At 64.5% G+C, this 23,405-nt stretch carries 16 protein-coding genes; 4 read left to right on the top strand and 12 right to left on the bottom strand.

The features are described from left to right. Complete coding sequence (locus ACP7BY_RS03975; RefSeq protein WP_249340852.1) at positions 1-3,930, bottom strand: PAS domain S-box protein; 3,930 nt, start codon at positions 3,928-3,930, stop codon at positions 1-3. A 132-nt stretch (positions 3,931-4,062) separates the two neighbouring features. On the opposite strand from ACP7BY_RS03975, the gene ACP7BY_RS03970 reads away from it, so the two are divergent. The 4 genes from ACP7BY_RS03970 (at position 4,063) to ACP7BY_RS03955 (ending at position 10,515) form a co-directional block, all read left to right on the top strand. Then, positions 4,063-7,323 carry a S41 family peptidase gene (locus ACP7BY_RS03970; protein ID WP_033965561.1) on the top strand — a complete coding sequence of 1,087 codons (3,261 nt, stop codon included), beginning with the start codon at positions 4,063-4,065 and terminating at the stop codon, positions 7,321-7,323. Between the two features lie 98 nt (positions 7,324-7,421). Further along, positions 7,422-7,961, top strand: a complete 540-nt coding sequence (locus tag ACP7BY_RS03965; protein WP_033965560.1) for a glycoside hydrolase family 108 protein — start codon at positions 7,422-7,424, stop codon at positions 7,959-7,961. Positions 7,962-8,035: 74 nt separating this feature from the next. Further along, positions 8,036-8,449 carry a holin family protein gene (locus ACP7BY_RS03960; protein ID WP_033965559.1) on the top strand — a complete coding sequence of 138 codons (414 nt, stop codon included), beginning with the start codon at positions 8,036-8,038 and terminating at the stop codon, positions 8,447-8,449. Positions 8,450-8,607: 158 nt separating this feature from the next. Continuing rightward, the gene (locus ACP7BY_RS03955) at positions 8,608-10,515 is read left to right on the top strand and encodes an alpha/beta hydrolase family protein (RefSeq protein ID WP_033965558.1); all 1,908 of its coding nucleotides are present in this window, start codon (positions 8,608-8,610) and stop codon (positions 10,513-10,515) included. 123 nt (positions 10,516-10,638) lie between these two features. Here ACP7BY_RS03955 and ACP7BY_RS03950 read toward each other — a convergent pair whose 3' ends face one another. The 11 genes from ACP7BY_RS03950 to ACP7BY_RS03900 all read right to left on the bottom strand — a co-directional run bounded on the left by ACP7BY_RS03950 (position 10,639) and on the right by ACP7BY_RS03900 (position 23,315). Beyond that, the gene (locus ACP7BY_RS03950; RefSeq protein WP_137902799.1) at positions 10,639-11,655 is read right to left on the bottom strand and encodes a cell wall hydrolase; all 1,017 of its coding nucleotides are present in this window, start codon (positions 11,653-11,655) and stop codon (positions 10,639-10,641) included. A 103-nt stretch (positions 11,656-11,758) separates the two neighbouring features. After that, entirely contained in the window at positions 11,759-14,596 is a 2,838-nt protein-coding gene (locus ACP7BY_RS03945; protein WP_137902798.1) for a M16 family metallopeptidase, read from the bottom strand. A 129-nt stretch (positions 14,597-14,725) separates the two neighbouring features. Then, on the bottom strand, positions 14,726-14,908 hold the full coding sequence (locus ACP7BY_RS03940; protein WP_033965556.1) for a hypothetical protein: 183 nt from the start codon (positions 14,906-14,908) through the stop codon (positions 14,726-14,728). Further along, positions 14,905-16,053, bottom strand: coding sequence for a tRNA guanosine(34) transglycosylase Tgt (gene tgt / locus ACP7BY_RS03935; RefSeq protein WP_137902797.1), 1,149 nt, complete (start codon positions 16,051-16,053; stop codon positions 14,905-14,907). The genes ACP7BY_RS03940 and tgt overlap by 4 nt, the downstream gene beginning before the upstream one ends. A 121-nt stretch (positions 16,054-16,174) precedes the next feature. Further along, the gene (locus ACP7BY_RS03930) at positions 16,175-16,855 is read right to left on the bottom strand and encodes a DUF1013 domain-containing protein (protein ID WP_033966017.1); all 681 of its coding nucleotides are present in this window, start codon (positions 16,853-16,855) and stop codon (positions 16,175-16,177) included. A gap of 108 nt (positions 16,856-16,963) precedes the next feature. Continuing rightward, a complete protein-coding gene (locus tag ACP7BY_RS03925) occupies positions 16,964-18,001 on the bottom strand; it encodes a glycosyltransferase family 4 protein (protein WP_033966019.1) in 1,038 nt (345 codons plus the stop codon). Positions 18,002-18,006: 5 nt separating this feature from the next. After that, complete coding sequence (locus ACP7BY_RS03920; RefSeq protein WP_033966021.1) at positions 18,007-18,906, bottom strand: UDP-2,3-diacylglucosamine diphosphatase; 900 nt, start codon at positions 18,904-18,906, stop codon at positions 18,007-18,009. An 88-nt stretch (positions 18,907-18,994) separates the two neighbouring features. Beyond that, positions 18,995-19,606 carry a glutathione S-transferase family protein gene (locus ACP7BY_RS03915; protein ID WP_033966024.1) on the bottom strand — a complete coding sequence of 204 codons (612 nt, stop codon included), beginning with the start codon at positions 19,604-19,606 and terminating at the stop codon, positions 18,995-18,997. 71 nt (positions 19,607-19,677) lie between these two features. Next, positions 19,678-21,381, bottom strand: a complete 1,704-nt coding sequence (locus ACP7BY_RS03910; RefSeq protein ID WP_033966025.1) for a long-chain-fatty-acid--CoA ligase — start codon at positions 21,379-21,381, stop codon at positions 19,678-19,680. A 39-nt stretch (positions 21,382-21,420) separates the two neighbouring features. After that, positions 21,421-21,618, bottom strand: a complete 198-nt coding sequence (locus ACP7BY_RS03905; protein ID WP_033966028.1) for a hypothetical protein — start codon at positions 21,616-21,618, stop codon at positions 21,421-21,423. A gap of 68 nt (positions 21,619-21,686) precedes the next feature. After that, on the bottom strand, positions 21,687-23,315 hold the full coding sequence (locus tag ACP7BY_RS03900; RefSeq protein ID WP_249340851.1) for a GGDEF domain-containing protein: 1,629 nt from the start codon (positions 23,313-23,315) through the stop codon (positions 21,687-21,689). Positions 23,316-23,405: the final 90 nt, after the last annotated feature.

Raw genomic sequence — 23,405 nt, 5'->3', positions numbered from 1 at the left:
TTACACGCTCTCGGCAGCAGCAGCCCGCAATTGCGCTCGTGCAGCCTGCAGAAACGCCGCGGTGCCGATATGATGCCCGGCACCGAGCTGCTCGTCGAGATCGGCTGCGATGGTGCCCAGGTCTGCTTTACCGAAGAAAGCCGCCGTGCCCGCCAGCAGGTGTAAAGCCTCCTGCACGTCATCGATCGCCCGTTTCGGGTCGGTAGTAGGCCCTCCGTTTTCCCCCAACGCAATGTCGAGCGCGGTGAAGGTTCGCTGCACACGCGCTTCGAACTGCGCAATCAGTTCGGGATCCGCGCTTGCGGGAAGCGGTGCTTCGGTTGGCACACCCGTTGGCGGTATCGCCCAGCGCCGCACGGCATGGTCAAGCGCGCTGAGGCGGACGGGCTTGGCCAGATGGTCTTGCATGCCGGCCGCGCGGCAGGCCTCGATGTCGCTGGCATAGGCATTTGCGGTCAGTGCGATGATCGGCAAGGTGGTGGGCGCTATGCCGCCTTGACGGATGCGTTGCGTCGCGACCAGTCCGTCAATGTCCGGCATTTGCATGTCCATCAGTACCAATCCAAACGGATTCCCGTGTGTCGCGGCATCCTGCACCATCGCAATGGCCTCGATACCGCCGCGCGCAATGACCGGATCATAACCGAGTCGTGTCAACATTGCCTTTATGAGAAGCTGGTTGACCTCGTGATCTTCCGCCACCAGCACGCGTGCGCCGGGCACGGGCGGCAAGGTCGCGGCCGGGGTGGGCTTGATCGCCGGCGCATTAGGGGGGGCCACCGGCAGGGGAACACGCAAGGTGATCGTCGTTCCGATCCCCACCGCGCTGAACAATGACAGCGACCCCTGCATCAATTTGGCCAATTTCGACGAGATCGAGAGGCCGAGCCCAGTGCCGCCATATCGGCGCTCGGTCGAGCTGTCTTCCTGGACGAACTCTCCGAAAATCGCGGCCTGGCGGTCCGGCGCGATGCCGATGCCCGTGTCACCGACCGAAATGGCGACATCGCCATCTACCATCGCGACGCTGAGCGTGATTGCGCCGTGTTCGGTGAATTTTGCGGCATTACCGAGCAAGTTCAGGATAATCTGGCGCAGCCGCAGCCCATCGCCGATCACCATATTGGGAACATCGTCGGCGATTTCCGTCTGCAATTCCAGCCCGCTGCGCATGGCGATCGGCAGGATCAGTTTGGCGCAACTTCGGGCGAGATGGCGCAGGTCGACCCGATCGTGCGCCAGCGTGACATGCCCGGCCTCGATCTTCGACAAATCGAGAATGTCGTTGAGCAACCGCATCATCGCGGTCCCCGATTCGGCGATCATCTGCAGCTTTTGTTGCTGGTCGGGGCGCGGGTCTTCCGCGAGCAGCAAATCCGTAAAGCCAAGCACACCGTTCATTGGCGTACGGATTTCGTGGCTCATATTGGCCAGGAAGCTCGATTTCGCCTGGGCGGCGACCTCGGCATGGCGCCGTGCCGAATCGAGGTCGAATTCGAGCTGTTTGCGCACGGTGATGTCGCGGATCGAGCTGATGATTTCGAGTGGCTGGTGCGTCTCGGGGTCGCGCACCAACCCACTATTGGCCTCCAGCCAGAACCATTTTCCTTTGTGCTCGATCGATTCCCACCGAAAGGTCGTAACCGATCGCTCCATTTCTCCTGCCGCCAGGGCCCGGTGTGTCGCCATGACGGCATCCGAATCCTCGGCATGAAAACGGACGAGGATATTTTGGCCGATCAGTCTTTGTGGATCGATTCCGAGCATGTGCTGGAACGATGGCGACGCATAGAGGCACACCCCGTCCAACGACAGGCGGAACACAGCGTCGGTCGCGTTTTCGGCGAGCAGGCGCAACTGTTCCTCGCTCGCGGCGAGGGCTGCTTCTGCGGCCTTTCGTTCGGTGATATCGATGTCGACGCCGAGGAAGCCGATCCGCTTGCCTTCGGAGTCATATTCATTGACGGCGAGCACCTCGACCCAGCGCTCGACTCCGTCGCGCAGGAAACGAAAATCCATGCGGACTTTTTGGGCACCGCCCACCGCTTCGTTCCAGGTCTTGGAAACGCGTGCCAGGTCGTCGGGATGGATCGCCTTGCTCCAGCCATAACCCATCGATTGTTCGTAGCTCAGCCCGGCAAATTCCATCCAGGCGCGATTGACATAGGTGACACGCCCCTCGGTATCGGTGCGGAAAATACCAGCGGGCGAAAGGTCGGCGAGCGTTTCGAACAAGCGCTTGCTCTCGGCGAGCGCAATCCGTGATTGCCGTTGCTCGGTGATGTCGATGATCGCGCCGATAAAGCCGGTCAGCACGCCATTTTCGTCAAATTCAGGGCTGTTGACGGTCTGGAACCACAATTCCCGTCCATCCGAACCCCGAAAGGCGTTGTCGCGGACCCGCACGTCGCCCGGTTTGAAGTCTTCCCAGGCGGGCTGTTCCAGAAAGGGTGTTGGGTCGACCAGAGCGCGCATCCAGCCGTTGCCCAGCGCATCCTCCATGCTTAGCCCGACCTTGTCGGCCCAAGCGCGGTTGACATAGGTCAGCCCGCCCGTGGCACCTGCGCGGAAAATTCCGACGGGAGCGGTTTCTGCCAGGCGCCGGAAGCGCGCTTCGCTCTCGGTCAGGGCGTGCTGTGTCGCAACCGTCTCTGTAATATCGCGAATGGTACCGATCGTCCCGGCGAAACTGCCGTCCGGCTCGGCGAGGCGGCGCAGCATGGTCTCGATATGGCGGCATTCGCCAGCGGCATTGAAGAAGCGTTGCCGCAGGGTTGCCTCGGTCACCTCGCCGCTGATGATCTTTCTGAAGCGTATGTCGCCTTGGGCGCGGTCTTCGGGCAACAGATATTCGGTTGTCGATCGCCCTAGACTTTCCGCGACACTGTAGCCGGTGATCGTTTCCCAGGCGGGGTTGAGAAAGATCCAGCGCCGCTCGGCATCGGTTCGAAACACGATTTCCTGCATTGAGGAAACGAGGGTTTCCGAAAAGTCACGGCTGCGCTTCAACTCCAGGCGAATGCGCTCGCGTCCCGCGATCGCGGCTGCGAAAGGCAGGCTGATCGCGAAACACGCGGCCAGGAACAGTTGCAGCAGATGGACGCGCGTCGCCAGCGTTCCGCCGATCATATACGCCGGGCCGAGGCCCGACAGCGTTCCCACCGTCCCGATGATCCCGACCACCGTGATCGCGGCCGCAGCCCCGGGAACGCCCAGCCGGAACGAGGCCAGAATGATCAACGGCAGGGAAACGAAGAACATCGGATAGGCGGGTTGCAGAAAGACGATCGCGGCCACCACGGCATTGGCTGCCAAGATCGCCGCGATCTCCAATGTGCGCTCTCGGGTAATGGCGCGGCGCTGGCTCCATGTGTCGATCGCGATCAACGCGATCGGTCCACCGATCAACATGCCCAGGCTATCGGCGAAAAACCAATATCGCCAAATCGACAAGCCAAGCAAAAGGTCGTGCGGATGCAGCCAGAACGTTGCCACCACCCCCGACAAGGCCGGTGCGATGCAGCAGCACCAGAGCGCGAAGCGCAGCAGGTCGCGGAAGTCGGCCATATCGGGTGCGTGCTTCTGCCACCGCATCAGCAGCCAACTTCCGCCCATCGCTTCGGCACAATTGATTGCGGCGAGCACGGGCGAAAATAACGGCGGATCCCCGTTCAAGATGGCGGCAAGGCACAAGGCCGCGAAGGCTGTGGCGACCCAATACCAGGCGTTGCGCCAGCCTGACCGCAGGATGGTCGCGGCAAGGACGGCGTTGGCCAACCACAAGGGCGCGACATAACCGTTACCGCGCGATATCGCGACGCCACCCCATGCCAATAATAGGATGAGCCCAGCAAACAGCGCCAGCGCAGCATTATGGGGTCGGCGGACGGGCACCACGGGAGAATATGCCGGGAGAGTGATAGGGTCCATTGCGGCCCTGTTGAACCTCTTCGGTTAAGCCGAGACTAACATGCCAGACGGCGCTTGTGATGAACACTGTTTTACGCTTTGTTGCTGGCAAATAGCGACAAGCAAATTCCTATAATTTTGAGGCGTGCTTCTATGATCTTCCGGGGCCTTGCACTCGCCACGGCGACGTTGCTCGCGTCGACCACACTCGCGTCGCTGCCTGCGACGGCGCAAGCGGTTGCGGCCAAAGCGGCCTTTGCCGAACCGAGCCTGTCGCCCGATGGTAGCCTGATCGCCTTCGCCTCGGGCGGCGACATCTGGGAAGTGGCGGCGACCGGCGGCACCGCGCGTCCGCTTGTGACCGATGCCGCGACCGAGGGACGCCCGCTTTATTCGCCGGATGGCACCCGGCTCGCCTTCACCTCGACCCGTGGCGGCAGCCAGAATCTGTACGTGCTCGATCTCGCCAGCGGCGCGGTGACGCGGTTGACCTATGCGGAATCGGCTGAAGAACTCGATGCCTGGTCGCCCGATGGAAAGTATCTCTATTTCGCCTCTGGCGTTGCCGATGTCGGGCGACAAGCGGATATCTACCGGGTGCCAGCCTCGGGCGGCACGCCGATGCAGGTCAGCCGCGAGAAATATCTCGCCGAGTTCCAGGCCGCACCCTCGCCCGACGGCACCACGCTGGCGATCAACGCGCGGGGACTGAGCGGCAGCCAATGGTGGCGCAATGGCACCTCGCATATCGATGAGACCGAGCTGTGGTTGAAGCCCGTGGCCGAGGGTGGCGCGTATCGCCGTCTGTTGCCCGGCGGGGAGAAGCACGCCTGGCCGATGTGGAGCCGTGATGGCCAGAGCATCGTCTATATGAGCGCGCGCGGCGGCACCGAAAATCTGTGGCGCGTCGGGCTGGGCGAGGGGGCTGCCCCCGAACAACTGACGCACTTCGCCGATGGTCGGCTACTCTACCCGTCGATGGCGGCGAATGGATCGGCGATCGTGTTCGAGCGCGATTTCGGCGTGTGGCGCTATGATCCCGCGACCAGCCAGACGAGCGCAGTGCCGATCACGCTGCGCGGGGCGGCCAGCGCGACACCGCGCCGCCATGAACAATTGCAGAGCTTCAGCCGCTTGGCCGTATCGGGCGACGGGCAGAAGGTTGCGGTGATCGGACACGGCGAAGTCTTCGCCGCCCCGGCCAAGGATGGCGGCCCGGCGCAGCGCATCACCAATACGCCGGGGGCCGAGCGGGAAGTGGTGTGGTCGCCCGACAGCCGCCGCGCCTTGGTCATTTCCGAGCGCGGGCTCGACCATGCCTTGGTCGAATATGATGTCGCCAGCGGTCGCGAGACGATGCTGACCACGCGCGGCATTGCTTCGGTGCCGAGCTACGCCCCGGACGGCAAGTCGGTGGCCTATGTGCTCAACGACCGTGAGCTGCACCTGGTCACGCTGGGCACAGGTGGCACCGATCGCACGCTATTCACCGGTGCAATCGCCACCGACGGGCGCGAGGGGCCGCGCCCGACCTGGTCGCCCGATGGGCAATATGTCGCCTTCCCGTTGCGCGATGCGCGGTCCTTCGTGAACGTGCATGTAGTTCCGGCTGCGGGCGGTGCGGCGCGCCCGGTGAGCTTCCTCGGCAATGGCGAAATGGGCGGCATCGCCTGGTCGCCCGACGGCAAGTACATCCTGTTCGACACCGCACAGCGCAGCGAAGACTCGCGCATCGTCCGCGTCGATCTGCTGCCGCACGTGCCCAAGTTCCGCGAGGACAAGTTCAGCGACCTGTTCAAGCCGGGCAAACAGCCCGGTACGCCCGACGCTCCGGCCGATAGCCCCGCGCCCGCCAGGCCAAAGCCGCTCCCGGTCGCGGCCAAGAAAGGTGCCGCGCTGCCGCTCGCGCCCAAGGCCCCACCCGTCGCCATCGTGTGGCAGGGCCTGCGCGGGCGCGCGACGATCCTGCCGCTGGGGCTCAGCGCGGACACACCTGTGATCAGCACCGATGGCAAGACACTGGTGTTTCGCGCATCCGAAAAGGGCCGAGCCAATCTCTACAGCTACACTCTCGACGAACTCGCCGACGAGCCCCCGGTCGCACAGCAACTGACGCAGAGCGATCGTCCCAAGGGCGATTTCGCGCTGTCGGGGGACGGCAAGACGCTGTTCTACCTGGACGGTGGGCGCGTGATCTCGACGCCGATCGATTCCCCCAAGCCCAAGCCGATCAACATCGCCGCCGATATGGACATCGACTTCGCAAGCGAAAAGCAAGTCGTGTTTGATGAGGCGTGGAGCATCCTCAACCGCAAATTCTTCGATGCTGGGTTTAATGGTCATGATTGGACGGCGCTGCGCGCGCGCTTCCAGCCTTATGTCGCAGGCGCGCGCACGCCCGACGAACTGCGCCGGATCATCGGCCTGATGATCGGCGAACTCAACGCCTCGCACACCGGCATCAACCGGCCCTTCATGGGGCCGGGGACGCTGCCATCGGGCCGCGTCGGCGATCTCGGCTTGCGGTTCGATCGTTCCGCCTACGAGGCCGGGCGCGGGCTCGTCGTGCGCGAAGTGGTGACGCTCAGCCCCGCCGCGACCGAGAAGATCGTGCCGGGCGAGCGCATCGTCAGCGTCGGCGGTGTCGCGGTCGGCGCGCACGACAATCTCGATGCGCTGCTGGAAAACACCGTCGGCCGCCGCGTGCGGCTGGGTGTCGAGGGCGCGAATGGTCGTCGCGAGGTGGTGGTGCGCCCGGTATCGGCGGGGAGCGCCGCTGGGCTCGCCTACCGCCAATGGGTCGATGATCGCCGCGCGCTGGTCGAGCGATTGTCGGGTGGCAAGCTCGGCTATGTCCACATTGCCGATATGTCGTCTGAATCGCTCGACCAGCTCTATCTTGATCTCGATGCCGAAAATCAGGGCAAGCAGGGCGTGGTGGTCGATATCCGCAACAACAATGGCGGCTTCATCAACGGCTATGCGATCGACGTGTTCGCACGGCGCAACTATCTGACGATGACGCCGCGCGACCTGTTTTCGTTGCCGGGGCGCCAGGCGCTGGGGCAGCGTGCGCTCGGCAAACCGACCGTGCTCGTCACCAATGAATCCTCGCTGTCCGATGCGGAGGATTTTACCGAGGGCTATCGCTCGCTCGGGCTGGGCAAGGTCGTTGGGCAACCGACGGCGGGCTGGATCATCTTTACCGGGGCTGAGCCGCTGATCGATGGATCTTCGGTGCGCACCCCCAGCACGCGGATTCAGGATGGGCGCGGGCAGGACATGGAAATGCACCCGCGCCCGGTTGACCTGGCGGTGGAACGGCCTTTGGGCGAGACCGCCACGGGCGAGGATGCGCAGTTGCGCGCAGCGGTGGATGTGTTGCTGGCGCAAGTGGGCGCGGGGAAGCCTTAAGCGAGGCGTCATCTTCTCCCCTCCCTGGAAGGGAGGGGAGGAGCAGTGGCTGTCCTACAAAAACCAAATAGGTTACCTCCTTATGCCAGGAGGTGGCCATGACCATAGACAGCTTGATCGACGCCGTGCTGGATCGCGAAGGGGGATACGTCAACCATCCCGCTGATCGCGGCGGTGAGACACGGTTTGGGATTACCGCCGCCGTGGCGCGCGCGAACGGCTATGACGGGCCGATGCGCAGCTTTCCGCTCGAACGGGCGCGGGCGCTGTATCGGCGGCTCTATTGGGAGGCACCGCGCTTCGACGCCGTCGCCGAGGGAGCGCCGCGTCTGGCCGCTGAACTGTTCGACAGCGGCGTCAATATGGGGCCGGCGGTCGCAGCCGCCTTCCTGCAACGCGCCCTCAACGCGCTCAATCGCGGGGCCACCGATTACCCTGACATGCCCGTCGACGGGCGTATCGGCGCGGTGACGCTCGCTGCGCTTGCGGCCTTTCTCAAGCGGCGCGGGGCAGGCGGCGAGGCGGTGCTGCTCAAGGCAATCGAGGCGTTGCAAGGCGAACGCTATGTCGCGCTTGCCGAGCGCCGCCTGGCCAATGAAGCCTTTCTCTACGGGTGGCTCGCCAACCGCATTGGTTAACCCGCGTGAACCCCGAAACTGGGGGGACGTAGCGTGGACTTTGTGGACTTCCGACCTTCAACAGGAGTGAGATCATGGGACTTCTCGACGGCCTGATCGGCCCCATCACCAGCATCATCGACAAGATCATCCCCGACCCCAAGGCGCGCGACGAGGCCAAGCTCAAATTGCTCACGCTGCAGGGCACGCAAGAGATGGAGCAGGTCAAAACGCAGATCTCGGCGATCCTGGCCGAAGCGCAAAGCGCCGATCCCTGGACCAGTCGCGCACGGCCGAGCTTTCTCTACGTTATGTATACGCTCTTGCTGTGGGCGATCCCGATGGGCCTGATCGCGGCTGCGCAACCGCAAATGGCCAGGGACATCGCGGCGGGGATGAATGCGTATCTGAATGGTATCCCGGAGCCGCTTTATGCGCTCTTCGGCACGGGCTATCTTGGGTACACGGCGGCGCGGTCGTGGGGGAAGGCCAAGGGGCTGGAGAAATAGTGGGCGCTTGTTTTTCCCTTCCCCTCCGCTCCCTGTCAGGGAGGGGAGGGGTTTGAGTATCGGGTGCGCTTGGATGGTGCGGAAGAAGAAGCGCGAGCAGTTGCCCCGCCGCAGCACCGTGCTACACCGCTCCATCACCTCGACGGAGCTTTCCTTTCATGCGCCTCACTGTGTTCGCCCTTCTGCTTTCCGCTGTCGCCACGCCCGCGCTCGCGGCACCGGTCCACGGCTATGGCAGCCTCGCGCTGTCGGCAAAGGGCGACACGATTGCGACGGTCGAAAGCGATGCGACGGGTAAAAGCACGATCACGCTGCGCAGCGCCAAGACCGGCAAGGTCCAGCGCAGCTTCGATCCGTGCGCCAGTGCCTGCGGCCTGTCTGGCTTGACCTTCGCGCCCGATGGCAGCCTCGCCTGGCTCGCGCGCGATCGCAAGGCGGGCACGGTCACGCTTGCGCTCGATCACGACGGCAAGGCGCGCACCGTGGCAACGATCAGCGGCATCGCGCAAACCCCGCGCTTCTCGCCCGACGGGACGCGGCTGGCGGTGCTGGTGACAATCGGTGCGGCCAAGGAAGCGGGCGCGGCGCAAGCCGGGGTGCGCCAGATCGGCGAAATTGGCGAAAAGAGCGACGAGCAGCGGATCGCGGTGTTCGACGTGTCGGGCGCGCCGGTCTCGGCGGAGGCGGTGAAGCCGGTGTCGCCGGCCGATCGCTATATCTATGAATATGACTGGACGCCCGACAGCAAGGGGTTCGTGGTCACCTCGGCGCTGGGCAATGGCGATAACAATTGGTGGGTGGCGACGCTCGATGCGGTGGACGCGAAAACGGGCGCGGTCCGCACGATCGCCAAGCCGACGACGCAGCTCAACTTCCCGCGCGTTTCCCCCGATGGCAAGACAGTCGCCTATATTGGCGGGCTGATGAGCGATTTCGGCGCGGTCGGCGGCGATGTGTGGACCGTGCCCTTCGCCGGTGGCGAGCCGCAAAATCTTATGCCGCACAGCACGCTGACGGTTACGTCGCTGGTGTGGAAGGATCGGTTTATCCGCGGCACCGCGCTCAGCGGCGACCGGATGGGTCTGTTCACCTTTGCCGGGGAACGCGCCGACGGTCTCGGCTGGAGCCGCCCCGCCAGTCTCGCCGCGGGCGATGCCAAGGCCGCGTTCAGTGCGGATGGGCTGACCGTCGCCACCGTCGCGCAGGACTTCACGCATGCCCCGGCGATCTTTGCCGGGCCGGTCACAGCACCGGTCCAGATCACCCATGACAATGATGCTGTCCCCGCGGCGATGACCGCGCGCAGCATTACGTGGAAAAATGACGGTTTCACCGTCCAGGGCTGGCTGCTCGCGCCACTTGGGGCCGACCCGGTCAAGAAAGCCCCGATGGTCACGATCGTGCATGGCGGGCCATCCTCCGCGAACGTTCCCTATTTTGGCGGGGGCTTTGGCGATCTGCTGGCGGCGGGCTATTACATCTTCCTGCCCAATCCGCGCGGCAGCTATGGCCAGGGCGAGGCGTTCACCGCCGCCAACAAGCGGGATTTCGGTGGGGGCGACTTGCGCGATATCCTGACCGGGATCGACGCGGTCGAGAAGGTCGCGCCGGTCGATGATGCCCGTCTGGGCCTGACGGGCGGCAGCTATGGCGGCTTCATGTCGATGTGGGCCAACACCCAGACCAATCGCTTCAAGGCGATCGTCGCGGGCGCGGGTCTCAGCAATTGGGTGAGCTATTATGGCACCAACGGCATCGATCAGTGGATGCTGCCGTTCTTCGGCAAGACGATGTACGACGACCGCAAGGCGTATGAGGATGTCTCGGCGGTCAATTTCATCAAGCAGGCGCACACCCCGACCTTCATCTATGTCGGCGAACGCGACATTGAGGTGCCGCCGACGCAGTCGATCGAATATTGGCACGGGCTGCACGATATGGGCGTGCCGACCAGCCTGGTGATCTACCCCGAAGAGGGCCACGGCATCCGCAATCCGGTCAACGCCGCCGATGTGCGGCGGCGCACGCTGGCGTGGTTCGACAAATATCTGGGGGCAGGGAAGTAAGGCGAAAGGACCGCGCCAATTTCGTCACCCCGGGCTCGTCCCGGGGGCCACCGGGCGGCAAATCCTGCAGGTGTTGGAGGAAGACCATGGTAGACCCCGGCACAAGGCCGGGGTGACGCGGAGCTAGCGCAGCGGCTTGCCCGAATCCTTCCAGCGGTCGAGGATTTGCGAGTCGCCTGGCAGCGTATCGGCGGCAGGGCGAGGTGCGACTGGCAGGCTCGCTTGCGCATAGGCGGGCTGGATCGCGGCGCTCGCCGTCTTCGGGGCGGCTGGGGGAGGAGGCGCAGCGGCGATGACGGGCGTCGGGGTGATCCGCGCCAGCGGTCCCGGCACCGGCTCACCCCCGACGTAGCTCTGGCGGAACGCGGCAGGCGTGCCCCACCAGCCTTGCCAGCGGTGAAAGAAATGTGCGCCGATCGCCGCCGTCATCACCAGGCTGCGGTTCCACGCCGGCGTGACGGCATAGGTATGGTAGTGCGTCGCCATCCCGACCTGCGCCATGACATGGCCCCCCAGCGCAGCGGCGGCGACGTTCAGCGCGCGCAGCCACGCCGCCTTGCCAGGTGTCCCGCGTTGCAGCGACCCGTCACAGGCGAAGCTGAACTGGCATCCGGCATGATCGGACCCCTGAAACACCACCCCGCACACTGTCGCCGGAAAGGCGGGATGGCGCACGCGGTTGAGGATGACCTGCGCGACTGCCCGCTGCCCGGCATCGGGCTCGGTCGCGGCTTCATAGTAAATGGCGGTGGTCAGGCATTGTAGCGCCCGCCCGCGATCGGTCGCGCTGGCATAAGCGAGCGAGAAGGGGGCTGCGGGATGGATTGACCCGTCGGGGGCCAGCGTCGCTGCGCCGGGGGGCAAGGGCAGGTCTGGCAGCGCGATCGTGCCGGTCGCACCGCGCGCCGGGACGGGTGCCTCATCGGCCGTGTAGAAATAGGCAGAACCGGGGAAATGATCCTCGGCTTCATACCCGGTCGGCGGCGCGGCGTTGCGGGACGCCTTGGCCTGCTGATCGACGATCGCGCGCAAGGCGGCGTGTGCCGACACGCCTGCCAGCATCAGCGCGCACAGGCCGACGAGGCCGAGCTTGCTCAGCCGCCGAGTCTGTAACCAACCGAGGATCGTCCACACGCGCACGCGTCGCCCATACCCGATCTCGGAGCCCCGCGATGCCACCGATTTTGCGGCGTCCCGCGGCGAAACACTTGTTGGTTAATGCAAGGGTTTCGCCGCGCGGACCCTATTTGAGCGAAGCGCTGTCGAGCTTCAGCGCATCCGCCGCGATCACTTCCGCGTCGGGATAGGTCTTGCGCAGTTCGGGCAGGAACAGCTTGGCGTCGCCGACCACGACGATGCTCGCCACGCTTGGGTCGAGCAGCTTTGCCGCCGCTGCCTGCACCGCTGCCGGATCGACCGCCGCGACGCGCTGGGTATAGCGCCCCAGCTCGCTCAGGGGCACGCCCTGCACGGTATAGCTGCCGATCGTCCCTGCAATCCCGCCAGTGGTCTCGGTCGCGCGCCCGAAATTGCCGACGAGCACCGCCTTGCGGGTTTCGAGTTCGGCAGCGGTGACGGGTTCCGCGCCCAGCCGCTTCATTTCGGCGAGGATGATCGACACCGTCTCCGGTGCGCTGGGGTTCTTGGTCGAAGTGCGCGCGGCGATGGCACCGGGATCGCGTCCGGCTTGCAGGCTGCTGCCCGCGCCATAGGCCAGCCCGCGCTTGATGCGGATTTCCTGATTGAGCCGCGAAGAGAAGCCGCCGCCCAGCACGGTATTGGCGACCGCCGCCGGATAATAGGCTGCGTCTGTGCGCGCGAGGCCCGGGCGTGCGACGACCACGCCCGCCTGGCCCGAGCCGGGCATATCGACGACGATCACGCGTGGTTTGGGATAGGCGGCGACCGGCGTGACCGCTTCCGGTGGCGCGGCGGGTGCGGTCCAATTGGCGAAATTGCTCTCCGCCAAGGTCTTCGCTTGCGCCGGGGTCACGTCACCGACCAGCACCAGCGTGCTGCGTCCGGGTGCCCAGGCCTCGGCATAGGCGCGGCGGATGTCGGCCTGGGTAATCGCCTTGAGCGAGTTCGGCGTGCCCGACAGCGGATGGCCATATTCGGTATCGCCAAGCGCGGCCCGCGCGGCGACGAGCCCGGCAAGCTGGCTCGGATTCTTGATCGCGACCTGCACACCGTCGATCGCCTGCGCCCGTGCCCGTTCGATTTCCTCGGATGCGAACACCGGATTGCGCGCCACATCGGCCAGGATGGCGAGCGCAGGCGCGGCCTGGTCGGATTTCACGGTTACGGTCACGCTCGATCCGTCGAAGCTCGCATCGCTCGAAATCGACCCGCCGAGCGATTCGATTTGCCGCGCGATTTCGGTGGCCGAGCGCGTCTTGGTGCCCTTGGTCATCAAGTCGGCGGTGAGGCTGCCCAATCCGGCGCGATCGGCCGGATCCGCCGCGCCGCCGCCCTGCGCGATCAGCAAGGCGCTCAGCAGGGGGAGATCATGCTTTTCGACCACCACCACGCGCAGCCCGTTGGCGAGCTTGAATTCCTGCGGGGCAGGCGCGCTCGCCGCGATGGCGGGGCCAGCCGGTGGCGGGGCGATCCGCTCGGCCGCGCTCGCTGGCGTCACCACCTCAACCGTGCCCGGCACAACCAGCGGCTTGACCACGACGGTATCGGCGACTTCGATCCGGTCGTTCTGTGGCGCAGCGATGGTCTTGTCCTCGGGCAGATACTGGATCGTCGCCGAGCGTTCGTCGCGCAGATATTTGGCCGCAACGCGCTGGATATCGGCGGCGGTGACCTGACCGATCGCGGCGAGTTGCCGGTCGGCGGCGCGCGGGTCGCGATCGATGATCACCGAGGAGGCAATCGTGCGCCCCTTGCCCTCGGCGGTTTCGCGCGATTCAAGCGCAGCGGTCAGGATTTCGTTCTTGGCCTCGGCCAGTTCGGCAGCGCTGACGGGCGTGTTGCGCAAACGGGCGACTTCGCGGCGCAACGCGGTTTCGCCGTCTGCGGCCTTCTTGCCTCCGGCCAGGATCGCGAACACCGCGAGATTGCCCGGCCCCTGTTTGGAATCGAGCACGCTTTCGGCGCTCTGCGCGAGCTGGTCGCGATAGACCAGCGTCTCATACAGCCGCGAGCTTTCACCCTGCGACAGGACCGCGTTGAGCACCGTCAGCGCGGCATTGTCGGGGTCGCTGTCGGCGGGGATCGGGTAGCTGATCATCACCGCAGGCAGCGGCGTATTGGCCTCACGCACGACATAGTGCGTGGCCGAGGTGCGCTCGGGCTCGGTCACCGTCACGCGCGGGATCGGGGTGGTGGGGCGCTTGATCCCGGCGAAATACTGGTCGACCCAGGCGTCGAGCTGCTTGGGATCGAAATTGCCGGAGACCACCAGCACGGCATTGTCGGGCCGGTAATAGGTCGCGTGGAACGCGCGCACGTCATCGATTTGCGCACTTTGCAGGTTGTCGAGGCTGCCGATCGTGCCGCGTGCATAAGGATGGCGGGTGTAAGAAATCGCCGGGAAATAGAGTGAGAACAGCTTGCCGTAAGGCCGCGCATTGGTGTTTTGGCGCAGTTCCTCCTTCACCACGTCGCGTTCGGAGGCGAAGCTCTTCGGCTCGACGACGAGCGCGGCCATCCGGTCGGCCTCTGCGAACAGCAGGCGCTGCAAGTGGTTGGCCGGGATCGTCTCGTGATATTCGGTATAGTCGTCATTGGTTGAGGCGTTGTTGTTACCGCCGACATCCTCGGTCAGCCGGTCCATCTGCTCCGAGACCAGATTCCGCGTCGCCTTGAACATGAGATGTTCGAACATGTGCGCAAAGCCCGAGCGACCGGCCGGGTCATCCTTTGAGCCGACATCGTACCACACTTGCACCGAGACGTTGGGCGTCGACGTGTCGCGGATGGCATAGACGCGAAGGCCGTTGGCGAGCGTGCGTTCGGTGAAGCCAATCGGCTTGATCGCGGGGGCGGATGCGGGGGGCGTAGGCTTGGCGGCGACGGATGTCAGCGGCAGCAGGGCGGCACCCACTAAGAGGGTGGCACGGAACAAGCGCATTTGGGAAACTCCGAGAGACAAGAGGATGCCGGGTGCCGCCACTGTGTCGCGCGACCCGGCGCTGTGTCAATCGGATGGCACACTTTGCTGGTATTCCCGCGCTCTCGGCGCGGGCGCGAAACCGCCCCGCTACTTCTTGCGATCCCGATTTACGTAGAGCAACACCGCCGCCAAAGCTGCGGACCCGACACCAACGCCGATCGCAATCGGGGTGACCGGCCAATTGCCGCCTTTTTCAGATTTGGCTTCGGCCGCATCACGCACGCGCTTATGGTCGCGGGCGGCAGCTTCGATTTCGTTGATTTCGCTCATTGGTCCCTCTCGCTCTGGCTTCGATACTCCTGCCGGAACGTATCGGCGAAGGATTTGAGCCGTCCTTCGGCGATCGCGCGGCGCAGATCGGCCATCAGCGACTGATAGAACCAAAGATTGTGCTCTGTCATCAACATCGCGCCGAGCATTTCCCCCGACCGGACCAGATGATGCAGATACGCACGGCTCCAGGTCGCACAGACCGGGCAGGCGCAGGTCGGATCGAGTGGGCCGGTGTCCTCGGCGAACTTCGCGTTGCGGATGTTGATCGGCCCGTTGCGGGTGAATGCCTGGCCGGTGCGGCCGGAGCGCGTCGGCAGCACGCAATCGAACATGTCGATGCCACGTTCGACCGCGCCGACGATATCGGTCGGCTTGCCCACGCCCATCAGATAGCGCGGCTTGTCGGCGGGCAATTGGCCGGGCGCGAAATCAAGGCAGCCGAACATCGCCTCCTGTCCCTCGCCAACCGCGAGGCCACCGACGGCGTATCCGTCGAAGCCGATGTCGATCAGCGCCGCCGCACTGTCGCCGCGCAGTGTCTGGTCTAGCGCGCCTTGCTGGATGCCGAAGATCGCCGCATTTTCGGCATGGGCACCGCCGCTGTCGAAGGCATCGCGGCTGCGCTTGGCCCAGCGCATCGAGCGCGCCATTGCGGCGGATTGCACTTCGGGGGGCGACGTGGTCGGCACCAGTTCGTCAAACGCCATCACGATGTCCGATCCGAGCAGCCGCTGGATTTCGATCGAGCGTTCGGGGCTGAGCGTGTGGCGGGTGCCGTCGAGATGCGACTTGAAGGTCACGCCATTCTCGTCGCGCTTGGTCAGGTCGCTGAGGCTCATCACCTGATAGCCGCCGCTATCGGTCAGGATCGGGCGATCCCAGCCCATGAAGCCGTGCAGCCCGCCCAAGCGCGCCACGCGCTCGGCCCCGGGGCGGAGCATCAGATGATAGGTATTGCCAAGGATGATATCGGCACCGGCGGCGCGGACGTCGGCTGGTTTCACGCCCTTGACGGTGGCAGCTGTGCCGACCGGCATGAAGGCGGGCGTGCGGATCGTGCCCCGGCGCATCGCGATTTCGCCGGTGCGGGCTTTGCCGTCGGTGGCGTGGATGGTGAAGGCGAAACGGGGCGGTTGGGTCATCTTGCTTCCTCCCCTCCCTGTAAGGGAGGGGCCGGGGGTGGGTCGGCATAAGGAGAGCGCGGCGCTCCCCCGAGAGCAACCCACCCCCAGCCCCTCCCTTCGCGGGAGGGGAGAAGGGTTTTCAGCGCTTGAACAGCGTCTCGGCAGTGGGTTCGGCGGGCTTCGCGGTTTCGCCATGCTCAGCCGCTTCGGCGTCGCGCGAAAGCTGGTCGCGTTGCGCGCGCAGTTCGGTGATCAGCGCCTCGCGGTCGCCTTCCAGCCGGGTGTCGACCGGGGCTTCGAGCCCAGCAGCCTTCGCCGCCTTGGACACGGCCGCGTCTAGCTCGCGTTGGGTGGTTAGACCCAGGGTCACCGGGTCTTTCGGCGTGATGTTGGCGATGTTCCAGTGGCTGCGGTCGCGGATCGCGGCAATGGTGGTGCGCGTCGTGCCGATCAGGTTGCTGATCGCGCCGTCGCTGATTTCGGGGTGATTGCGGATCACCCAGGCAATGCCGTCGGGCTTGTCCGACCGCTTCGACACCGGCGTGTAGCGCGGCCCCTTGGTGCGGCGGACCTGCTCTGGTCCTTTGAGGATCTGCAGGCGATAATCGGGGTTCGCTTGCCCCTTGTCGATTTCGGCCTGGGTCAGTTCGTGCGCGCGGATCGGGTCGCGACCGGTCAGCTTGGTCGCGGCGGTGTCATCGGCGATGGCCTGGATTTCCAGGATATGCAGGCCGCAAAATTCGGCGATTTGCTCAAAGCTGAGCGATGTATTGTCGACGAGCCAGGACGCGGTCGCGTGCGGCATGAGCGGCTGGGCCACGGAAAACTCCTTAAAAACGGAAAGGGCCGCCCCTTTCGGAGCGGCCGCTTATTCTGACTATCAGTGTAGAGCGGTTGTGAAGGGAGGGCAAGCGTGTCGCTTTCCTCCTTAAGCAGCAATCGCCTCGGGATGATCGACCGGCACCAAGGCCCCGAGAAACTGCCGGGCGCTCGCTTCCCAGGTGAAGGTCTGGCCATAGGCCGCGCAGGCAGTGCGATCGAGCGTCAGCGCGGCGGCGATCGCGGTATCGAGATTCTCGTCCATGACGCCGACCGCAGGGTTGAGCACATCGACCGGCCCCGTCACCGGGAAAGCTGCGACGGGCGTACCGCATGCCAGCGCCTCGATCATCACCAACCCGAACGTGTCGGTGCGGCTGGGGAAGACGAACACGTCCGCCGACGCGTAAGCGGCGGCCAGATCGCCGCCGAACAACGGCCCCAGGAAATGCGCGTCGGGGAAGCGTGCGGTCAGCGCCGCACGCGCCGGGCCGTCGCCCACCACCACCTTGGTGCCGGGATGGCTCGAGGTCAAAAACGCCTCGATATTCTTCTCGATCGCGACGCGACCGACATAAAGCTGGATCGGGCCCTTACCTGCATCCTTCAGCGCCTTGATCGCCGGCAGCGGCGCGAGGTGCGGCCCGAAGATCGACAGATCGACGCCACGCCCCCAATGCCGGATTTTGGTGAGGTCGTGCGACTTCAGCGTCGCCGCGATCGACGGTGTCGAGGCGAGGATCGATTGGGCCGGCCAATGGAACCAGCGAATATAGCGCCACACCCATTCCGGGTTCACGCCGGTGCGCGCCGAAACATAATCGGGGAATTGCGTGTGATAGGCGGTGGTGAAGGGAAAGCCGCGCGTCAGGCACCAGCGCCGCGCCGCCAGGCAGACGGGCCCCTCGGTCGCCAGATGGATTGCATTGGGTGCAAAGTCGGCCAGCATCTTGCCGACCGTGGCGGTGCTGGCAAAGGCCAGACGGATCTCAGGATAGGTCGGGCAGGGCAGCGAATAAAACAGGTCGGGCGAGACGATCAGGACTTCATGCCCCTGGCGCTCCAATTCTCGGCGCACGGCCTGCAGCGTGCGCACGACTCCATTGACCTGGGGGCTCCACGCATCAGTGGCGATCGCGATGCGCACGCCGGTCAGGCCGCCATCATCTCGATCTTCGCCACGGGCCGGGCCTTTGCCCGCGCGGCGATTTCGTCGGCCCAGTGGAGCAACTCCATCCGGCCGTCGAAATGTTCGACCAGGGCGGTGCAACCCTCCACCCAGTCGCCATCGTTATAATATTCGACCCCGTTGATATCGCGGAATTCGGCGGTGTGAATGTGGCCGCAAACCACGCCATCAACGCCGCGCGAACCGGCGGCCTGCGCGACGATCTCTTCGAAGTTGGAGATGAACTGCACCGCGTTCTTCACCTTGGCCTTGGCGTGCTTGGACAGCGACCAATACGGCAAGTTGAAGAAGCGACGATACGCATTCACCCAGCGGTTGAGAGCCATCATGAATTCATACGCCACATCGCCGACATGCGCCAGCCAGCGATGCGCCAGCGTGATTGCGTCGAATTCGTCGCCATGCAGCACCAACAACCGGCGACCGTCGGCGGTTTCATGGATCGCCTTGCGCCGGATCGCGACGCCACCGAAATCGAGCCCGGTGAACTGGCGCATCACCTCGTCATGGTTGCCGGGGATGTAGATCACTTCGGTGCCGCGCTTGGCGCGCTTCAGCAGCCGCCACACCACATCGTTATGCGCGGCGGGCCAGTAGAAGCGCTTCTTCAGCCGCCAACCATCGATGATGTCGCCGACCAGATACATTCGCTCGCTGTCGACATGGTCGAGAAAGTCGATCAGCATATCGGCGTTGCAGCCGCGCGTGCCGAGGTGAATGTCCGAAATCCAGATCGTGCGATAACGGCGGCGTTCGCTCGTTGCGCGCTCGGGGATGGCGGGATGCGAGTTGGCGAAGTCCGCAAAATCGGCAATCGTCCCGCCCGAAAGACCGTCCATGGCAATCTTGGTCACAGCGTCCATAGCGTCGAAACCTTCGCGAAACCTTTGGCTGATCTCCAGCTATGGCGACGGAATGTTACAATCGGAATCGTGGACCTTCACGCAACTGTCACATGGGCGCGTGTCCAGGTTGTTCTGCGACGCGAGCCAGCCATGCCGTGACCGCCGGATAGCGGCTTAGGACGAAGCCCCCGTCCTCGGCGACATGCGTGTAAGCGTAGAGCGCAATGTCGGCGACGGTGAAGCGCCCGGCCGCCAGGAACGGCGTTTGCGCAAGGTGGGCGTCCATCAGCGCCAGCGCGGCTTCGCCCGCCGCCTGTTTGCCGGGGATGAGCGTGCGCTGGAAATCGGTCAGCCGGTCTTCGCCGATGAAGGCGCGCCAGAAGCGCAGCGTCGCGACATTGGGCTCGTGATTATATTGTTCCCAAAACATCCAGTGCAGCATGTCGGCGCGATCGAAGCGGTCGTGCGGGATCAGCGGCGATCCATCGGCCAGATACAGGCAGGCGGCACCGCTTTCGGGCAGATAATCGTCGCCGATCTGCAGCACCGGAATGCGGCCATTGGGGTTCACGCCGTCGAGAAAGGCGGCGGTGCGCGTTTCGCCCTTTTGAATGTCGTAACTGCGCCGTTCGAGCGGAATGCCGACATGCGCCGCCGTCAGGCGGATTTTGTAGCAATTCCCCGAAACGGGATCTTCGTGGAGGATCAGATTGGCCATTGTCCGCGCGCCCCTTTGGATCGTTTTCAACGGTCTTTAGGAGGTTCGATCTGATCGGGCCAGTTCGCTTCTTATGCGGAAGGAGGGGGATCGCTCTCCGCCTTCACCTCGGCAATCAAATCCTTGCGGCTGAGCTTGCCGATCATCGTCTTGGGCATGGTCAGGCGGATCACGACGGCATCGACTCGCTCATGGCGGCCAAGCTGCGGATTGAGCCAGTCGCGCAGCGCCTCCGGCGTAACATCGGCCCCCTCGTTCAGGGTGACATAGGCGCGCGGCTGCTCGCCACGATACGGATCGGGCAGGCCGATCACCATCGCTTCCTTCACCGCCGGATGATGGTGCAGCACCGCCTCGATCTGGCTGGGGAAGACCTTGAAACCCGACACCGCGATCATGTCCTTCAGGCGATCGACGATCCGCACGAACCCGTCCGCGTCGATCGTGCCGACATCGCCGGTGCGCAGCCAGCGGCCTTCCTCGGTCGTCAGGAATACCTCGGCATCGGCATCCGGCCGGTGCCAATAGCCCTGCATGATTTGCGGGCCCATCGCGACGATTTCGCCAGGCTCGCCGGCGGGTGGATCCTGCGTCGGATCGGCCTTGTCGACCAGCCGCAGCCGCGTGCCGGGAATGGGCTGGCCGATCGTTCCGGTCTTGCCTTCGCCCTCATACGGGTTGGCCGACAGCACGCCCGAGCTTTCCGACAGCCCATAGCCTTCGACCACGGCGGCCCCGGTGACCTTTTCGAACTTGGCCTTCAATTCGGCGGCGAGCGGCGCGCCGCCGGAAATGCAGATGCGCAGCGACGAGAAATCGGTGCTCGTGATCTTGGGATGGTCGAGCAGCGCCTGATACATGGTCGGCACGCCGGGCAGGGCGGTCGCCTTGGTGCGGCCGATGGCGGCCAACACAGCCCCTGCCTCGAAGCGTGGCAGCATCACGATGCAGCCGCCATTCAGCACAGTGCGGTTGAGCACGCAGGTGTTGGCGAAGACGTGGAACAGCGGCAGCACGCCGAGGATGCGGTCGGGCGGGCCGGGGTGCGGGTCGATCCCCATCACTTGCCGGGCATTGGCCGACAGGTTCTGGTGCGTCAGCGCGGCACCCTTGGGCACGCCAGTGGTGCCGCCGGTATATTGGATCAGCGCGACGTCGCGTTCGGGGTCGATCGTCGCAGGGGTGTACCGTCCGTCATTGGCGATGAGATGCGAAAAGGCGATGACGCGCGGGTCGTGTGGGCGCGGCGTGACTTCGGCGCGCTTGAACAGGCGATAGAGGATCGATTTTGCACTTGGCAGCGCCCCGGCGATCGATCCGACGATCAAGCGCTCCAGGCCGCTTCCGTCGAGCACCTTGAGCGCGGTTGGCAGCAGCGCGCTGGCCGAGAGCGTGAACAGCACGCGCGTTCCCGAATCCGCGACCTGATGCTCCAACTCGGCCACCGTATAGAGCGGCGAAAAATTGACGACGGTCGCGCCGATCTTGAGAATGCCATAATAGGCCGCGAGGTAATGCGGCACGTTGGGCAGGAACAGGCCGATCCGGTCGCCCGGACCATAGCCCAAGGCTTGCAGGCCGGCCGCAACGCGGTTCGCTCCGTCCAGCGTCTCGGCATAACTGAAGTGCCGACTCAGGAAATCGATCAACGGAGCCTTGCCTGCCGCATGCGCGGAGCGCTCGAACAATTCCACCATCGACAGCGCAGGAAAGGCGCTCTCCCAAGGGGTTGGATGACGGTAGGATTGGCGCCAGACGGCTTCAGCGGAGATCATTGACAGGGGTGTAAGCAGCCTTCCCGCGCGCCGCAAGCGTCAGGAGATATGAGCTCCCGTCCAGGTGACGAGTACCGATATGGCAACCAGCCCGAGGTCCAGCGCCGCCTTTACCTGATGTGGCGCACGATCCGTAGCGTCATGCGTCAAAATCTGAATGTCGGCGCTCGGGTGGCGCATGACCGCGATCAGCGCGAGGGCTGCGACGATTCCGATCGTGATGCGGCGATTGCGCATGGCCAGCCCCTTTGCATCCCGATTCTATCGGTAATTCCGATTCGGAGCAAGAAAGTCCGCCAATCGTGTCAGGCTGCCCAGCGATCGGGCAAATGGCGACCGCGTACGCGGTCTCGTCCTGCCGACTTTGCTTCGAACAACGCACGATCGGCACACGCGTACAGCGCCTTCCAGTCGACTTCGCGCAACAGCGGGCCCGTGCAAGTGCCAATGCTCGCCGTCACGGTCACATCGTACGGCATGCGCCCGGCGCGCAGTTTCTCCAGGATGGCGCGCGGTTCGATCAGAATATCGGCGGGGGCAACGATTGCAAATTCCTCACCGCCGATTCGCGCGACCAGCGCCTCCGGTGGGACCGACTCGCGGAGCGTACGGGCGAAGACCCGCAATACCTCATCCCCCCCGTCATGGCCGATCGTTTCGTTGACGCGCTTGAAATGATCGAGGTCGGCGATCAGCAAGGTCTGCTCGCCGGACCGTCCGATAACTTCGGTCAGAAAGGCACGGCGGTTGAGCAATCCCGTCAGTGAATCGGTGTCGGCGAGCAGCAGTGCGGCGATCTCGCGTTCGCGCGCCACATCACGTTCGCGGCTCAGCATGCGGATGCGATAGGCAACCGCAATGCTCGACAGAAGCGCCTCGATCGTCATGGAAGCCAGCGTCGAATTATCAAGCCAGAAGCTCCAGCCGATCAGGCCCAGCGAACTGAACGCCCGCAGGCATGCCAGCGTGATCGGCGCACCCCAGGCCAGAACGAACATTCCAAGATAGTCGCTGCGCAAGCGCCATGCGCGCCACAGAATTGGTCCTGCAACCCCCATTTGCGCTAGAAAAGCATAGGTGTAGGCGCGGTCGGTGAGATAGGGTGCGACCGGAGCGAACACAGCGAAGGCAAGCGTCGCAACCGTCATTATGCCGGAAGCGACCGTCGCCAACCGGCCGAGATATCCGCCGAACACGCGCGGCTCGAAAAAGGCCCGGGCAAACGCGAACGCGGCGACCGCGGCAATGCCGAGCGTAAGATAATTTATCCGTATCCGGTCGTTATTGGCGAGATCAGGCCAGGCCCAGGCCAGGGCACCCGAGGACGAGAGCGCATAGAGCAGCAGCGCCGTCACCATCGCGCAGTAAGCGAGCTGGAACCGATAGCGAAGCGCCACCCATAGCGCCAGATTATAGGTGAGCAACGCGATGCAGAGACCGGCAAAGCCCCCGTAGAGCCCCGCCATCTTCAAATTCGCGCCGACGCTTTGTTGCGGATTCACGATCCGCGCGCCGCGCAAGATTCCGCGCATGTTGCCAGTCCCCTCGATATGCCAAAGCACGCGCAACAGCGGCGCGTTGCGCTCGGGCAAGGACTGTTCGATAATCGCCCCGAGCTGGAGGTGGCGCGCGGCCCCGTGTTGGTCGAGCGACGCGGAGACGACCGTTCCATCGGCATACAGTGCATAGAAAGTAATGCGTTTTTGCCAAAGGCTGGCGACCTGGATCGCAAGCGGGCCGGTGCGGTGGACCGGCGAGGAAATCGCCCAATAGTCGCCACCGGGCAAAACGCTTTGCGGAGAAACGCAATCAAACGCGGTCTTGCCGGCGAAAAGCCGGAGCGGGGTCATGCCCGTTTGCGCACGGGTGACGCAGATCGGCAGCGTGTCGCCCGGTCGCTCAGCATGCGCCGCCGATGCAAAGAGCGTCAACATCACTGCAAGGAGACTGGATAAAAGCACGCGGCACATGCTTGCTCCCTACGCCCAGGAACCCAAACAGAGCGTAAAGGACAAAAAATTGTT

This window comes from Sphingomonas sp. PSPC2-2 (assembly GCF_049897725.1).
Lineage (GTDB): Bacteria > Pseudomonadota > Alphaproteobacteria > Sphingomonadales > Sphingomonadaceae > Sphingomonas.
The sequence above is the reverse complement of the archived record's forward strand: the minus strand, read 5'-3'. Positions and strand labels throughout refer to the sequence as shown.

Excerpts from the sequence above, each read along its gene's own strand:
- ACP7BY_RS03975 (WP_249340852.1), bottom strand. The coding sequence starts at position 3,930 with ATGGACCCTATCACTCTCCCGGCATATTCTCCCGTGGTGCCCGTCCGC.
- ACP7BY_RS03970 (WP_033965561.1), top strand. The coding sequence starts at position 4,063 with ATGATCTTCCGGGGCCTTGCACTCGCCACGGCGACGTTGCTCGCGTCG.
- ACP7BY_RS03965 (WP_033965560.1), top strand. The coding sequence starts at position 7,422 with ATGACCATAGACAGCTTGATCGACGCCGTGCTGGATCGCGAAGGGGGA.
- ACP7BY_RS03960 (WP_033965559.1), top strand. The coding sequence starts at position 8,036 with ATGGGACTTCTCGACGGCCTGATCGGCCCCATCACCAGCATCATCGAC.
- ACP7BY_RS03955 (WP_033965558.1), top strand. The coding sequence starts at position 8,608 with ATGCGCCTCACTGTGTTCGCCCTTCTGCTTTCCGCTGTCGCCACGCCC.
- ACP7BY_RS03945 (WP_137902798.1), bottom strand. The coding sequence starts at position 14,596 with ATGCGCTTGTTCCGTGCCACCCTCTTAGTGGGTGCCGCCCTGCTGCCG.
- ACP7BY_RS03940 (WP_033965556.1), bottom strand. The coding sequence starts at position 14,908 with ATGAGCGAAATCAACGAAATCGAAGCTGCCGCCCGCGACCATAAGCGC.
- tgt (WP_137902797.1), bottom strand. The coding sequence starts at position 16,053 with ATGACCCAACCGCCCCGTTTCGCCTTCACCATCCACGCCACCGACGGC.
- ACP7BY_RS03920 (WP_033966021.1), bottom strand. The coding sequence starts at position 18,906 with ATGGACGCTGTGACCAAGATTGCCATGGACGGTCTTTCGGGCGGGACG.
- ACP7BY_RS03915 (WP_033966024.1), bottom strand. The coding sequence starts at position 19,606 with ATGGCCAATCTGATCCTCCACGAAGATCCCGTTTCGGGGAATTGCTAC.
- ACP7BY_RS03910 (WP_033966025.1), bottom strand. The coding sequence starts at position 21,381 with ATGATCTCCGCTGAAGCCGTCTGGCGCCAATCCTACCGTCATCCAACC.
- ACP7BY_RS03905 (WP_033966028.1), bottom strand. The coding sequence starts at position 21,618 with ATGCGCAATCGCCGCATCACGATCGGAATCGTCGCAGCCCTCGCGCTG.
- ACP7BY_RS03900 (WP_249340851.1), bottom strand. The coding sequence starts at position 23,315 with ATGTTGACGCTCTTTGCATCGGCGGCGCATGCTGAGCGACCGGGCGAC.